The 15,096-nt window shown below is 44.7% G+C and carries 9 protein-coding genes and 2 rRNA genes (1 of these 11 cut by a window edge); 1 reads left to right on the top strand and 10 read right to left on the bottom strand.

The window, feature by feature from the left end:
• Positions 1-181: 181 nt before the first annotated feature.
• From rny to PPO43_RS10635, 5 genes are all read right to left on the bottom strand, one after another.
• Positions 182-1,819, bottom strand: a complete 1,638-nt coding sequence (gene rny, locus PPO43_RS10655) for a ribonuclease Y (protein WP_272617603.1) — start codon at positions 1,817-1,819, stop codon at positions 182-184.
• Positions 1,820-1,925: 106 nt separating this feature from the next.
• Positions 1,926-2,225 (bottom strand): cell division protein ZapA, encoded by a 300-nt coding sequence (locus PPO43_RS10650; RefSeq protein WP_272617601.1) that lies wholly within the window; start codon positions 2,223-2,225, stop codon positions 1,926-1,928.
• A 3-nt stretch (positions 2,226-2,228) separates the two neighbouring features.
• On the bottom strand, positions 2,229-2,486 hold the full coding sequence (locus PPO43_RS10645) for a hypothetical protein (protein ID WP_272617599.1): 258 nt from the start codon (positions 2,484-2,486) through the stop codon (positions 2,229-2,231).
• A 19-nt stretch (positions 2,487-2,505) separates the two neighbouring features.
• A complete protein-coding gene (gene pheT, locus PPO43_RS10640; RefSeq protein WP_272617597.1) occupies positions 2,506-5,001 on the bottom strand; it encodes a phenylalanine--tRNA ligase subunit beta in 2,496 nt (831 codons plus the stop codon).
• A 310-nt stretch (positions 5,002-5,311) separates the two neighbouring features.
• Complete coding sequence (locus PPO43_RS10635; protein WP_272617595.1) at positions 5,312-7,531, bottom strand: heavy metal translocating P-type ATPase; 2,220 nt, start codon at positions 7,529-7,531, stop codon at positions 5,312-5,314.
• A 342-nt stretch (positions 7,532-7,873) separates the two neighbouring features.
• Between PPO43_RS10635 and PPO43_RS10630 the strand changes: the two genes are divergently transcribed.
• The gene (locus PPO43_RS10630) at positions 7,874-9,136 is read left to right on the top strand and encodes a caspase family protein (RefSeq protein WP_272617593.1); all 1,263 of its coding nucleotides are present in this window, start codon (positions 7,874-7,876) and stop codon (positions 9,134-9,136) included.
• 532 nt (positions 9,137-9,668) lie between these two features.
• Here PPO43_RS10630 and PPO43_RS10625 read toward each other — a convergent pair.
• The 5 genes from PPO43_RS10625 to PPO43_RS10605 form a co-directional block, all read right to left on the bottom strand.
• Positions 9,669-12,419 carry a hypothetical protein gene (locus PPO43_RS10625; RefSeq protein ID WP_272617591.1) on the bottom strand — a complete coding sequence of 917 codons (2,751 nt, stop codon included), beginning with the start codon at positions 12,417-12,419 and terminating at the stop codon, positions 9,669-9,671.
• A 23-nt stretch (positions 12,420-12,442) separates the two neighbouring features.
• The gene (locus tag PPO43_RS10620; RefSeq protein WP_272617589.1) at positions 12,443-13,174 is read right to left on the bottom strand and encodes a class I SAM-dependent methyltransferase; all 732 of its coding nucleotides are present in this window, start codon (positions 13,172-13,174) and stop codon (positions 12,443-12,445) included.
• Positions 13,149-13,925 (bottom strand): glycosyltransferase family 2 protein, encoded by a 777-nt coding sequence (locus PPO43_RS10615; protein WP_272617588.1) that lies wholly within the window; start codon positions 13,923-13,925, stop codon positions 13,149-13,151. Before PPO43_RS10615 ends, PPO43_RS10620 begins: the two co-directional genes overlap by 26 nt.
• 421 nt (positions 13,926-14,346) lie before the next feature.
• Positions 14,347-14,455 (bottom strand): 5S ribosomal RNA (rrf, locus tag PPO43_RS10610).
• 109 nt (positions 14,456-14,564) lie between these two features.
• Positions 14,565-15,096, bottom strand: a 23S ribosomal RNA gene (locus PPO43_RS10605); it runs 2,281 nt beyond the window's last position.

Below are 15,096 nucleotides of genomic sequence, written 5' to 3'. Positions count from 1 at the left end.
AGCGGCCCAGCGCTGCGCAGCCGTGGCGCGCAGCGCCAGACCAAAGCCCGCAGGGCTGCAGGGCCGAGCAGACCTGCGAGCGGCGCAGCATAGCGGCGGCCAGCTTTGCTGGCCGCGGGCCCCAAAAGAACATAAAAAAAGCCCCTCCACAAATTGCGGAGGGGCTTAGTTATTTAATGGCTTAGCGAGCAAAAGCTACGGCCCGCTTTTCACGGATGACCGTAATTTTGATCTGGCCAGGATACTGCATTTCGTTTTGAATCTGCTGAGAGATGAGGAAAGACAGTTCGTCGGCTTTTTGATCGCTTACCTTATCGGCTTCTACGATTACGCGGAGCTCGCGGCCAGCCTGCATAGCGTATACTTTCTGTACGCCATCATAAGAGAGCGCACGCTGTTCCAACTCATTGATGCGTTGGATGTAGCTCTCTAGGATTTCGCGGCGAGCGCCAGGACGAGCTCCAGAGATTGCATCACAAGCTTGGATGATGGGCGAGATGATAAATTTCATTTCGACCTCATCGTGGTGGGCTCCAACAGCATTGATTACAGCTGCTTTTTCGCCATGTTTTTCACAAAGCTTCATACCGAGAATAGCGTGAGAAAGTTCTGTTTCTTCCTCAGATACTTTTCCGATATCGTGCAAGAGACCAGCTCTTTTAGCCATTTTAACCTCTCTAGGCGATAGGCCCAATTCGGCAGCCATGGTAGCACAAAGCTTGGCCGTTTCAATAGAGTGCTTGAGTAGATTTTGTCCGTAAGAAGAACGGAAGCGCATGCGACCCACCATACGGATAAGCTGGGGCTGCATACCGTGGATATTGAGGTCAATCACTGTACGCTGACCGATTTCCATGATCTGCTCTTCAATCTGTTTGCGTGTTTTGGCCACCACCTCTTCAATACGAGCGGGGTGGATACGTCCGTCAGCAACTAGGCGCTGTAGCGAGAGGCGACAAACCTCACGGCGAACGGGATCAAAGCTAGAAATAATGATCGCTTCGGGCGTATCGTCTACAATAACTTCTACACCAGTAGCGGCTTCTAGGGTACGGATATTTCGGCCTTCTCGACCAATAATTTGTCCTTTGAGGTCGTCAGAATCCAGGTGGAAGACAGAAACAGTATTTTCGATCGTGTGTTCGGCCGCCATTCTTTGAATGGTTTGAATCACAATCTTCTTTGCTTCTTTATTGGCAGTCAATTTAGCCTCTTCGATACGATCTTTAACAAGAGCAATCGCTTCGGACTCGGCCTTATCGCGCATATTTTTGATTAGTTCTTCTTTTGCTTCTTGGGCAGACATTTTCGCTACCTTTTCAAGAGCAAAACGGAACTCTTCTTCTTGCTGGGCCATAGCTTCCGCTCTGGCCGTAGTATCTTGAATTTTCTGTTCTAATTCCTGGCGAAGCTTAGCATTCGCTTCGGCATCTTGTTTAAGTTGAGTCTCTTCTTTACGAAGTTGATCTTCTTTCTCTTTTGCCTTGCTTTCGGCAACTTTTAGTTGTTGATCGCGGCGGTTGGCCTTAACGTCAAATTCAGATTTCTTTTTATTGTAGAGGTCTTTGGCCTCTTTAATTTTCTTGCGTTTGATGTTTTCGCCATTGCGCTTAGCATCTTCAATGATTTTGGAAGCAGCTTGGCGAGCATTGGCTTCCGCCTCTGCTTTTTTCTCTTTTGCTTGTTGGAGAATCTCTTGGATTCTAGATTCCAAGTCCTCTTCTTTGTCGCGCACCGTTTTGTTCAAAACCTTGGTACCGAGGTAGTACCCTAGGCCAGAACCGATGGCAAGGCCCAAAAGGGCTATGATGATTTCCATTGTCGTTATAGTTTAAAAAAGAATAGTAAAAGTATGTAGGGCCCAGCAAGCTGGGCAGCAAAATGCGATACAAACTTTTAGACAAGGGAAATGCTACAAAAAGTGCTTAATCTTCAAGGGGGATTTCGGATAAAAGATTTTGGAGTTGATTGATTTTATCTTCTATGGAGGGCAGGCTACTACTTTCTTCTAGCTCTTGCAATTTTTTGCCATAAGTGAGTAATAGCATTGCCATAATATCCTGTTTAACTAGGCTATTGGCATAGCGAGCATGCAGATCGTTAATCTCTTCGTTAATTTTTTCTCCGAGCAATAGGACGGCCTCTCGCTCTTTGTCGGTTACAAAAAGCGGGTAGCTGCGTCCAGCTATTTCTACTTTGATGCTATGGAGATTTTCTTTCGACATAGTTTAATCGAGTGCTTTCAGCCATTCAATGGCAGAATCAATATCCTCTATATATTTCGAAACCTGTGATTGAAGTTGTTGTTGGGCAGCGTTTTGGGCCGACTTCGCTTGCAACTCTTCTTGCAAGCGATCTTGTTGGGCCCGAAGCTCCTCGTTTTGTAGACGAAGGCGCTGCAGCTCCTGTTTTTGCAATTGATTTTCTTGCAACAAGAGCTGAACTTTTTGTAGAACTTCGCTTAATTTCTCGTCTAAAAGACTCATAATGATAAGGCTAAGAGGTTTATCGACGAATAAGCGCTGCCAGTTGTTTTTCGTACTGTTCAATCAGCTGCTGCATCACCTTATCCACCTCTTTATCTTTCAAGGTTTTATTTTCATCTAGGAAAATGAAGCTCACGGAATAAGACTTTTTGCCCTCTCCAAGTTGGCTTGCATTCTCATAAATATCGAATAAATTTACAGCTTTTAGCCATTTTTTTGCCTGCTTTTCTGCAATTTTTACAATTTCAGCAAAGCGAACAGTTTTATCCACGACTAGCGCCAAGTCTCTACGCATGCTAGGGAACTTACTGATGGGCTGATATTTCACCTTTTTCTTGGCGACTACCTTCATCAAGGTCTCCCAATTGAGACTAGCAAAGTATACCGGCTTTTTAATGCCAAATTCATAAAGCAACTCAGGATCTACACGCCCCATAACCAGCAACTCATCTGCCGTTTTGCCTAGGCGAATGCTTGCCTGAAGTGCATAAGCCCAAGGCTTTTCATCTTCAATAACTTCTTGCTGAATGTTGCGCGCATTAAGATCAATACCCAACTTAGCGAGGCTGTTTTCTACTACCGCCTTGAGATCGTAATAACTCAAGTCCGTCTGCGCTTGCAACCAATTCTCCTCTTGTTTCTTTCCAGTAAGGAAGAAAGCTAGACGTTCCGTTTCTACAAAAGCTCCTTGCCCATCTCTCTGATAGGTTTTGCCAAACTCAAAAAAGCGAAGGTTATCTTGTTGGCGATTTTGGTTGTGCAAAATCGCTTCTAATCCCCCCATAAGCATAGATGGGCGCATTAGGCTAAGCTCTTGGTTAGAGGTATTGTGAATCTCTACCAATTTCTCTGCAGCAATAGGATAGAGGGTTTCATAGTAACTATTTTTAGATAGCGATAGGGCCATCATTTCCGTATAACCAGCAGCCGCTAGGTTTTCGGCCAAACGATGACGAAGCTTTAGGCTTTCTGGCTTTTGCGGAAAGCTAAGGTTGTAGGCCACCTTATCCGAATTGGGCACTTTGTTGAACCCATAAATGCGGAGAATCTCTTCAATGATGTCTACCTCTCGCAATACATCGGTCTTGTTTGTGGGCACAGCCACTACCAATTGCTCCTCATCCTCACTGATAATAGGCATATCCAAAAGAGCCAATACTCTTTTGACCTCGGCTTTGGGCAATTCTACCCCAATCAAACCGTTAAGACGCTTATAACGCAACTTTACTTCCGGACGAGCCACTGGCTGCGGATAGTAATCAATCAATTCACTAGCAAACTCGCCACCCGCCAACTCTTTAATCAATAGAGCCGCACGCTGAAGCGCATAAATCGTCGCATTGGGATCACTGCCTTTCTCATAACGAGTAGCCGCATCCGTACGCAAATTGTGCTTCATGCTCGATTGACGAATGCTTTGAGCATCAAAACAAGCCGACTCCAAAAAGATGTTTACCGTTTTTTCGCTAACACCAGAATCCTTCCCCCCATATACACCCGCCATACAAAGGGCCTTCCCCTCTGCATCACAAATCATGAGATCTTCGGCCCGAAGCGGATACTCCTGAGCATCTAAAGCCAAAAAGGGCGTGCCAGCCGCTAGACAATCTAGCTGGATTTTGGCCCCTTTTACCTGATCGTAATCAAAGGCATGCAATGGCTGCCCTATCTCATGCAAAACAAAGTTAGTAATATCAACAATGTTGTTTGTCGGCTGAATGCCAATGGCTTTGAGATGCTGCTGCAACCATTCAGGAGAATCTTGAATGCTAACGCCCTCAATGACCAAACCCGAATAACGAACTACTTTCTCTGTCGCTTTTACGTCTAAACCCATCGCCAATTTTGAACTCCCTAAGGCAAAGTCAGCCACAGAAGGTAACTCCAATTTTGCACTTCCTTCCTCTTCAAAATTTAAGGCTGCTGCCAAATCAAAGGCAACGCCATAATGGCTAGTGGCATCCGAACGGTTGGGCGTCAATCCAATCTCAATTAAGGCGTCAGTTTCGGCTTTTTTGCCCTTATACCCCCCAATTCCATTGATATAGTCTGCCATGGGGCTACCAACGGGCGCATCTTGGTCCAAAACCATAATGCCCGCATGAGATTGACCCAAACCGATTTCATCCTCGGCGCAAATCATTCCCATAGATACCTCTCCACGGATTTTCCCCTTCTTAATTTTAAAAGCATCTCCCTTTTCAGGATATAAAGTAGTGCCAACGGTGGCCACAACTACTTTCTGCCCCTGCGCCACATTAGGCGCTCCACATACAATAGGAAGCAATTCTTCTGCCCCTACATTGACTTTTGTCAAAGAAAGCTTATCCGCATCCGGATGTCTTTCACAGCTTTCTACATAACCAACAACTAGGCCTTCCAAACTACCCGGAATCGTTTCTGAGGTTTCTACCCCATCTACTTCTAACCCAATATCTGTAAGTCTTTCGCTAATTTTATCTAAAGATAGGTCGCAACTTAGGTAACGCTTCAACCAGTTAAGTGAGATTTTCATGTTTATATATATTCTGCAGCTCAATGAGCGGTTTTGCAATAGAATTTGGGCGCAAATATAAGGCTTGTTAAGCAAAAGCCCCTTTTGTTGAGCGACTTATTTTGAGGTTTTTGGGGCCTCCGCAGCAAAGCTGCGGCGCTATGCTACGGGGCTCGCTGTTCGCTCGGCCCTTCGGCGGCCTTGCCGCCTCGGTCTGGCGCTCTGCGCCACCCACTCCGCAGCGCTAGGCCAATACTTAGCTTTCTAGAAGGAGTTCCCCAAGTATTGGCCAGATAGATATGAGGTATAAAGCAACAATATGACAATCAAGCTAATCACTCATCTTGGACATTCGCCAAGAGAGCAGACGCAAACTATTGAGCACTACAGAAACTGAACTGAAAGCCATAGCCGCTCCAGCTAACATCGGATCCAATAAATAACCTGTAAAAGGATAAAGCAAACCTGCTGCAATTGGAATACCTAGCAAGTTGTAAGCAAAGGCCCAAAATAAATTTTGTCGCAAAATTTTCATACTAGCTTGACCCAAATCGAGCAATTGCACTAGCTGCCAAGGTTCATTCTTTAGCAAAAGTGCTTCTGCAGCTTCTAGGGCCACTCCTGTTCCTGCGTTTAGGGAAACCCCTAAATCGGCTTGGGCCAAAGCAGGAGCATCATTTAAGCCATCGCCTAGCATTCCTACCCGTTGGCCTTGGGCCTGCAGGTCCTTAATAAAATTGATTTTATCTTCTGGTAAAAGTTCTGCTTGGGCTTCGGCAATACCTAATTCATTAGCGAGACGATCCACCACCACTTTTTGGTCCCCACTCAACATATAGGTTTTGATGCCACGAGCTTGTAGGGCCGCTACAGTTTCCTTGGCCCCTACTCGCAAAACATCAGAGAAGGCAAAAGCGGCAATAAGTTGTTGCTCAACGGCTAAAAAGAGGACCGACTGCCCTTCAGTCTCCCAAGCGCGCCAAGGGCCTTCGGCCAAGTCGCTCAGAGAGAGCCCTTGTTCCAAAAGTAGTTTACGGTTACCCACGGCATAAGTTTGTCCAGCAATTTGGCCCAAAATACCTCGGCCAGAGAGCGCTTGAAACTGTTCTATTTTTGGCAAATCTGTTGGGCGATCACTCAAGCCTAATAAGGCTTTAGCCAAAGGATGCTCTGAATTTTCTTCTAAAGCATAAAGTGCGGGCCAATAATCGGTCATAGGCTGTAGCCATTCTTCTGCTTGAAGCTGCATTTTGCCCTCGGTTAAGCTGCCCGTTTTATCAAATACAAAAGCATCGATCTGTTGGGCTGCTTCTAGACTTTCTGCTCCCTTGAGTAATAAGCCCAATTTTGCTCCTCGTCCAATGCCCAACATAATGGCCATAGGAGTAGCTAAGCCAAGAGCGCAGGGACAAGCAATGACCAAAACGGCCACCATATTATTTAGTGCATGGCTCCATACAGGTTCTGGACCAACAAAAAACCAGATTAAAGCGGTAAACAAGGCCAGAACCAAAATAACGGGCACAAAGATGCCTGAAATCTTATCTACTAATTTTTGGATGGGTGCTTTAGAACTTTGGGCGGTTTCGACCAGCTCAATAATTTGAGCCAAACGGCTTTGGTCAGCTCCTTTTTTGGCTTCTACAACCAAGCGGCCCGTTTGGTTGAGTGTCCCGGCCCAAATGGCATCTCCTTCTTGTTTGTGTTGGGGCAAAGATTCTCCTGTGAGTAGTTGTTCATCGACTTCAGATTCGCCTTCGAGAATGGTAGCATCTAAGGGAATTTGTTCGCCTGGGCGGATGAGTATGCGGTCGCCTGCTTGGGCTGCCGCTAATGGCATTTCGGTCCAGATTTCATATTGCCAAATTTGGACCGTTGGCGGTTGTAGATCCAAAAGGGCATCTAAGGCCTTAGATGCTTTAGCCTTGGCTCGTCCTTCTAGGTAGCGGCCCAAAAGGATAAAGGTTTGGAGTAAACCTGCTGTTTCAAAATAAACGTGGGGGCTGAGGCCTTGGCTACTCCACCAATCAGGTAAGAAAGTGGCGACAACACTGTATAGATAAGCCGTTCCTGTACCCAAAGCCACCAAAGTATCCATATTGGATTGTCCAACTTGCAATTGTTGCCAAGCTTTGACAAAAAACTGTCGACCAGGGCCAAACAAAATCATAGAGGCCCAAAATAGCATGAGGTAATTGCTGCCAGCAAAAGGCGGCAACAGCATAGCGACAACAAAAAGTGGTGTAGCAAACAGACTGGCCAAAAGCAATTGATTAAACAATTTCTTTTGCTTTTTTTGGGCTCGTTCTCTGGCCAAAGCACGCTGATCGGGCGCTGGGGGCAAAAGTTCGTAGCCTGCTTTTTTCAAAGCGGCATTCAGCTCTTCAATGTCTGGAGCTTGTTCTGCTGTAATTTGGACCTTTTTGCTGGCGTAATTTACATTGACCCTTGTCAATTCTTTTCTACGAGAGAGAATTTTTTCTGCACTTTGGGCACAAGCCCCGCAAGACATTCCCTCAATGAGGTATTTTGTGGTTGTATATTTAGACATAAGTTTCGTTATTTAGAATAAATCTAAAGACTTGCTATTTGATGCGCAAAAGTTCTTATGATTTTAAGCTATATTTAATGCATCTCCCTTGGCCCGATTTTGGCCCAAATGGCCTTGGGCTGGGCTTTTCTAGCGGCGGAGCCGCTATGGCCCGCAGGGCCAAATGGCTTAGCGCTGCGGAGGGGTGGCCCAAAGGGCCAGACCGAGGCGCGCTAGCGCCGAAGGGCCGAGCGAATAGCGAGCCCTGTAGCATAGCGCCCGCAGCCCCGCTAAAAAGGGCTGCGGGAAGCCCCTAATTTAGCCTACTTTGTTTATTATTTTTGACAAACTGCAAATACTACTATGAAACACACACTACTTTTGAGTTTATTTTTTCTGCCTTTTTTCCTTTTTGCCCAAGAAAAAGGCTGTACCGTTGGCGATTGCGAGAATGGTAAGGGGCGGTTTATTTTTGACAATGGGGACAAATATATTGGGGAGTTTAAGGAGAGCCAAATGCATGGGCGAGGCAACTACAGCTTTAAGAATGGCAATGTATATAAGGGGCAATTTCGGGCAAATAAGCGGCATGGTTACGGGCATTTTTTTCACATCAATGGGGAGCAGTACATTGGGGAATATGTGAATAACTGGCGAGAGGGCGAGGGAACTTACAAATGGCCCAATGGCGAGAGTTTTAGTGGAATATTCAAGAGTAATCAGATTGTTGGAGAGGGGGTTTATACTTATGCGGATGGGTCTACGGCCAAGGTACGTTGGAATAATGGGCAGTTTGAGACCATTTCGACTTTGGTGGAAGAGGACATAAAAACAGTAACTACGGATAAAGATCCTCTTGCGGGAAGCAACATAGATCCTACGAATATCAAGGGTTTGGTTTTGCCTGCCCTCAGCCATATTCCAGAGGGGAAAAAGCGTTTGGCATTGGTTTTTGGCAATTCGACCTATGAGCACAAGCCGCTTAAAAACCCTCAATCGGACGCATTGGCCATGGCCGAGGAATTGCAGCGTTCGGGTTTTGAGGTCATGCTTTATACCAATGCCAAGCAGGAGGACATGAAGCGGGCGATTCGAGATTTTGGCCAAAAGCTCAAGGAAGAGGGGGGCATTGGTTTATTTTTTTATACGGGCCATGGTTTGCAGGCCGATGGGCGCAACTATTTGGTCCCTGTGAATGCGGATATTCGCAAGGTGCAAGACATTGAGTTTGAGTCTGTAGATTTGGGTCGTGTTTTGGTGGAAATGGATTATGCGGGCAACGAGTTGAACATTGTTATTTTGGATGCTTGTCGAGACAATCCCTATAAAAAAGAATTTAAATCGAGTCGGAACACGCACAATGGCTTGGCCTCCATCAATTCGGCTCCTTACAACTCCTTTATTGCCTTTTCGACCTCTCCTGGGGCCGTGGCCAAAAACAACCCCAAAGGCGAGCACAGCCTTTATGTAGAAGAATTGTTGACACAGATGCGGCAGCCCAATATTCAGTTAGAGGACATCTTCAAAACGGTTCGTAGAAATGTTCGCAAAGCTTCTGAGGGCGTACAGATTCCTTGGGAATTATCTTCAATTGAGGATGATTTTTATTTTAAACAAGAGCAATAGTCTTTAAGTTTTTAATGCCTTTTTTGGGGCTGCCCTATCGGCGGGTTAAAACCCACCGCAAGCTTGGTATCGCTTTGCGAAGATTTATCAATGAGGGTTGAAACCCTCATGAATTTTTGGCTGGGTCGAGCCAGATATTCCTCTTGGTTGTCTAACTACTGCTTTTTGGGGGCTTGCCCGCCCATCGGGCGGGCCGGGCTGTGTCGCAGCTCGCTGTTCGCTCGGCCCATCGGCGCTAAGGCGCCTCGGTCTGGCCCTTTGGGCCACTGCTATCCATCCCTAAGCCAGATTTAATCGCACTGCTTTGGCCATCTTTGTTATGAATTTTCTGCTAGACCAGCTATTTTTTAAGGGCATAGCCTTCGCTATTGCCGAGAAAAATAGGGCCGCCTAGCGGGAAATTGCTGCAAGCTATAAAAGTGAGTGCGTTTAAATTTGGCTATTGCCTGCGGCCCTTTGAGCCTTGTAGACCACAAAAGAATAGGCCTCTACGCTCTAGCGTAGAGGCCTAAATTTATGCTTAGAAAAGCCTTTAGATCATATTTTCTTCGGCTTTAATTTTTGCTTGTCGGTAGGCCAAAAAGCCAGTACCTAGCAAAGCCAAAAGAATCAATATTGAACTAATCAGGGCAATCACCTCTCCCGTATAATATGAATTAGGTTCAAAAATCATTTTGATTTCATGTTTGCCAGCAGGGATTCTGGCCCCGCGCAACAAATAGTTCACCTTAATAAAGTCTTGATCGGCTCTTTGTCCATCAATGTAGAGGTGCCAACCTTTGCTAGCGGGATAATAAATCTCTGAGAAAACCGCGAAGCGTTCATTTGTGGCTTGCGACTCATAGACCAGTTCTTCTGGGTGGTAACTCATTAGACGAATATAGTCGCCAGAACTAGCTGTATTATTCAGACCTTCTAAATAAGCAGCGTTTGCTTTAGTTGTAATAGCTTCTACACGAGGATTAAAAGTAGACAAAGCAGTATAAACAGCATCTGCATTTTCTAGTTGCTTAACTTGCTCTACAAACCAAGCATTACCTAGGTTTCCAATTTGAACTGCATTGTCTGGACTTTGCATCACGTATTTCACATTCAGCATTTCAAGTAAATGGCGCTTATCGGTCAAAATTTCATTGCTTGTAAAATAACCTTCCACCATCTCTTGCAATAAGATAGGCTTCGCAGCATGATATCCCCCAATTACCTTATGAAAATAAGCTCCTTCTGAGTTGGCAAAGGAGTTTGAAGGAGAGCCTCCACGACGAGCCCCTGCAATAAGGTCAAATACACGGAAGTGAGGATCTTTATCGGCAAGCACTTGTTGATCAGCTTTCGTCATGGGAGGAGCTGCAGCTACATCTTTTTTGCGTTGGAAACTTTCCTTATTCACGTAATTAAGATCTACTCCAACCAAATCCACCAAACTCAAAACAGCTAAAATGGCAACAGCAATAAGCTTCTCTTTAAAGTATCCTCTATTAAAGGCCCAAAGGCTGGCAGCTCCTAGCACAACAAATAGCAGTGAACGAAGTGCATCTGAACGCATCAAGCTAGCCCGGTCTTCTCTAAGTGCTTCTAGATATTCAGCCCATTGAGGTGCCTGAGCAATCATAGCTTCAAGACGAGCATCATTAGGGGCAGAGAAATCACCAATAAAACTATAAACAAGAACAAAAGCACAGAGTCCTGCTGTAATTCCTGTAGCGATATAAAGATATTGTTCTCGCTTAGCCTCATCTTCTAAATTAAAAAAGCCTTGTAAGCCCAAAATAGCTAAAAGAGCCGCCAATACCTGAGCAGCAGAAAGTGCCATACTTACTGCTCGGAACTTATTGTACATGGGGAAATAATCCACCATGAAATAATTAAATGCCTTAAAGTTATCTCCCCAGGCCAAAACCGTTAGGAAAAGTAAGGCCAAGCCTAGTCCCCAGCGCAAGGGGCCCTCAGCTAAGAAGAGTCCCAAAATCAGTAGTAGACAAATAATGGCTCCAAAATAGACTGGACCACTAGTAAAAGGTTGAGCCCCCCAATACTGGCTACTCATCTGTAATAACTGATTGGCAATTTGTTGGCTTTGATTAGGATCCTGAACATTTCTCATCATGCTCTGGACCACCTTTCCTGTTGCTGATTCATTACTAAGCTGAATTCCTTGCTTCGATTGGTCATCCGCAAAATACATCCCATTAGCTCCTCCATAAAAATGAGGAACCAAAAGGGTAAAGGTTTCCATCTTACCGTAGCTCCAACCAAAAATATAGTCCTTATTCAAGCCATCCTGTTGTTGGCTAGATGCCAAAGCTAAAATGCGGTCTTTGTTTTCATTGACGAAATCAGGACCAATAACACTCTTAAGGCGATTAAGAAAAATAGCCTCTGTTTTTATCGGCTCATTAAGAATGCGGGCCTGTTGTAATTGAACAATTTTTTCAGCACTCATCCCCTCTTGGGCCAAAACCCGAGCATCACTTTCATCTAAGGTATAAGCAGTCAGTTCAGACTTTCCACGAATAGTTTCCTTAGAATACTCATAAGTAGTCCACAACGAAGATAAATTGGCACTCACCGCTAATACGACAGCAACAACCAATAAACTCCCTCCCTTGATTACTGTTAAGAGTTGCTCCTTTTTAATCAAGGCATTGACCAAAAAAGCCCCGCCAATAAAGGCGAGCATCATAAAAGTATAGTAGGTAATCTGAAGGTGGTTAGCGGCAATCTGCCCAGCCAAGAAAAACCCCATCAAACTAGCCCCCAGCAACATCCGCTTTCCTCTAAGGGCCATAGTTGCCGCAGCCAAAATAGGCGCCATATAAGTCATGGCATGCAATTTTGTCGAATGTCCCGCCTCAAAAAGAACCAAGTTATTTGTCATTAACCCAAAAGCTAGCCCGCCTACTGCGGCCATCCACTTATTCACGCCAAACATGATAAGTGATAGGTAAGCTAACAACATCATCATAAACAGAATAACATGTGGGGTATTTACTGCTGTCCCTAAGCGCACTACATACAAAAATATCTTCTGAATAATGTTTCCATTATACTCTCCATAAATTTGATACGAAGGCATACCTACAAATACTTGATCCGTCCAAAGTGGAGCAGTTCCCTCCTTCTTTTTATATTGTTGGATTTCAGCCTGCATGCCTCGAGCCTGACTATTATCACTTTCAGGCAAAGATTTATTATCTAATGCAACTGGTTTAAAGTAAAGTATTGCCGCAAAGAGCAATATACTTACAATGGCAAAATGCGAAAGTACGTTCGTAATTTTCATAGCAATAGCTGTCTAAACTGAGTTTAATTTTTTTGGCCCACAATGAGCACAGAATTACCAATCTGACCAAATAAACAACGGTCTAATAACTTAATAATCGGTAAAAGTTGATTAAAACGTTTGAGAGGACTGGCAGGTAGTTCTCTTTGTTTACGGACTCGCCCATACCACCACCACCCCGCCATAGCAGCAGCATTCCAATATTGCGCCTTAAGGACCTTTAATCCCAGTTCTTCAAATAAGTGAATCAACTCTTTTTTTGTATAGCGCTTATAATGCCCTAAAGCCTCATCTAAACTATTATAAAGAAACTGATGGGCAGGAACCAAGATAACTAGATTCCCCCCCTTTCGAATCAATTTACAACAGTTTTCCAAAGCCCAACGATCATCCTCAATATGCTCTACCACATTTAGTGCATAAACTGAAGCAAATTGTTCCATCAAAGCAGCATTATCCTCATCAAAACTGTTAGCTACTAAATCTAATTGCTGAACGCTTGTCGTCTCAAATTCTGTAGCCAAATATTCGCAGTAGTGCGGTCGTAAATCCGTTAAACAAATATCTTTTTGTTCCGCAATAAAGTGTCGAGAAATATTTCCCAATCCACTACCAATCTCTAAACAAGGACTAGGACAATAAGCTACTATACTTTGATACATCCAATAATTAAAATCCCTAGCCAATCCAAAGCGCTCCAAAGTTCGCTCTCCTATTGGGTCTACTAATTTAGGATTTGCTCTGGAACACCCCATTTTTAAACATTTTTCGCTTGGCTGTGAAAACATTGTATTTCAAGATACAATAGATAGCTCTAAATCCATCTCGCCAACCAATTTTTTTCCCTTCCTCATAGGTACGTCCATAATAAGAAATCCCTACTTCATAAATTCTAATTTTAGGAATACGGGCTATTTTTGCTGTTACCTCAGGCTCAAATCCAAAACGATTTTCTTTTAACTCAATTTGTTGAATAATATCGGTCCGGAACAACTTATAACAAGTCTCCATATCCGTCAAATTCAAGTTCGAAAACATATTCGACAAAAAGGTCAAAAACTTATTCCCGATGCTATGCCAAAAAAACAAAATACGATGCGGATTTCCCCCCATAAAACGAGAACCATAAACAATATCTGCAAAACCAGAGAGCACAGGCTTTAACAAATCATTATACTCCTCTGGATCATACTCTAAATCTGCATCCTGAATAATCAAATACTCTCCAGAAGCATGTTCAATTCCCGTATGCAAAGCAGCCCCCTTTCCTTTATTTACCTCATGCGCCAAATACTGAATGGGTAAATCAGGATGAGCAGCCTGATAACGCTTGATCGCCTCTTCCGTATCATCCTTCGAACAATCATTTACAATCACTACTTCCTTCTCAATTCCAGAAGGCAAATTTACAGCTCGCACCTTATTCAATATTCTATGAATTGTTCGACCTTCATTGTAGGCAGGAATAATAATGCTCAGCTTTTTAATCTTTGGCTGTGGTTCCATGAGTCTGTTTTTTATATGCTGCTTATGTCCAGCGGTAAGAGGGTTGTTTTCCAATTTATATTTCGCCCTATAGACGAAAAAAAGGCCATAAAGGCCCACAAAAGTATCGATTTTATCCCAATTTTTTGAGTGGTTTTCTTAAATCGGTTCAAAATCAGGAAAGTACTATCGCCACTCACTATAAGTGCTGCTTCTATTTTCTTTTGGGGCGGCCCCGCCCTGCGGGCGGGTCGGGCTGTGCGGGGGCTCGCTACTCGCTCGGCCCTGCGCTCTTTCGCTCCGCTCAACAGCTTGGTCTGGCCTACGGCCACCCCCTTCCATCCCTCAGCCGTTGTCGCTTCGCTCCTTGCCCCTTCGGGGCTTTTGCCTTCCTTTTAAACAAAAAAAAGCCCGTACATTGCTGTACAGGCTTTATAGATTAGGTTGGCGGTGACCTACTCTCCCACTTTCGTAGTACCATCGGCGCTGAGGGGCTTAACTGCTCTGTTCGGAATGGGAAAAGGTGTCTCCCCCTCGCTATGACCACCATTAAATCTTTGTTCATCCCTCTGGATAAACTCTATATCGTTATGACATAAGGAAAGTAATAGAACTTTAAAAGTGCGTTGATTATCGATCTCTCTTTTAAAAAAAGAAAGAAAAAGGAAGCTTTCGAGAAATTAGTACTACTTGGCTCCCTAACACATCACTGTGCTTCCACCTATAGCCTATCTACCTGGTCATCTTCCAGGTCTCTTCAACGAATACTCATCTTAAGGTTGGCTTCGCGCTTAGATGCTTTCAGCGCTTATCCTTTCCAGATATAGCTACCCAGCATGCACCTGGCGGCACAACTGGTACACTAGAGATCTGTTCAACTCGGTCCTCTCGTACTAGAGTCAAATCCTTTCAATATTCGAGCGCCCACAACAGATAGAGACCGAACTGTCTTGCGACGTTCTGAACCCAGCTCGCGTGCCACTTTAATGGGCGAACAGCCCAACCCTTGGGACCTTCTCCAGCCCCAGGATGTGACGAGCCGACATCGAGGTGCCAAACCTCCCCGTCGATATGAGCTCTTGGGGGAGATCAGCCTGTTATCCCCGGAGTACCTTTTATCCTTTGAGCGACGGCCCTTCCATGCAGAACCGCCGGATCACTTAACCCGACTTTCGTCCCTGTTCGACTTGTC

Origin of the sequence: Saprospira sp. CCB-QB6, from assembly GCF_028464065.1 — a bacterium.
Classification (GTDB): Bacteria; Bacteroidota; Bacteroidia; order Chitinophagales; family Saprospiraceae; genus Saprospira.
This window is presented reverse-complemented; position numbering and strand designations above follow the sequence as displayed.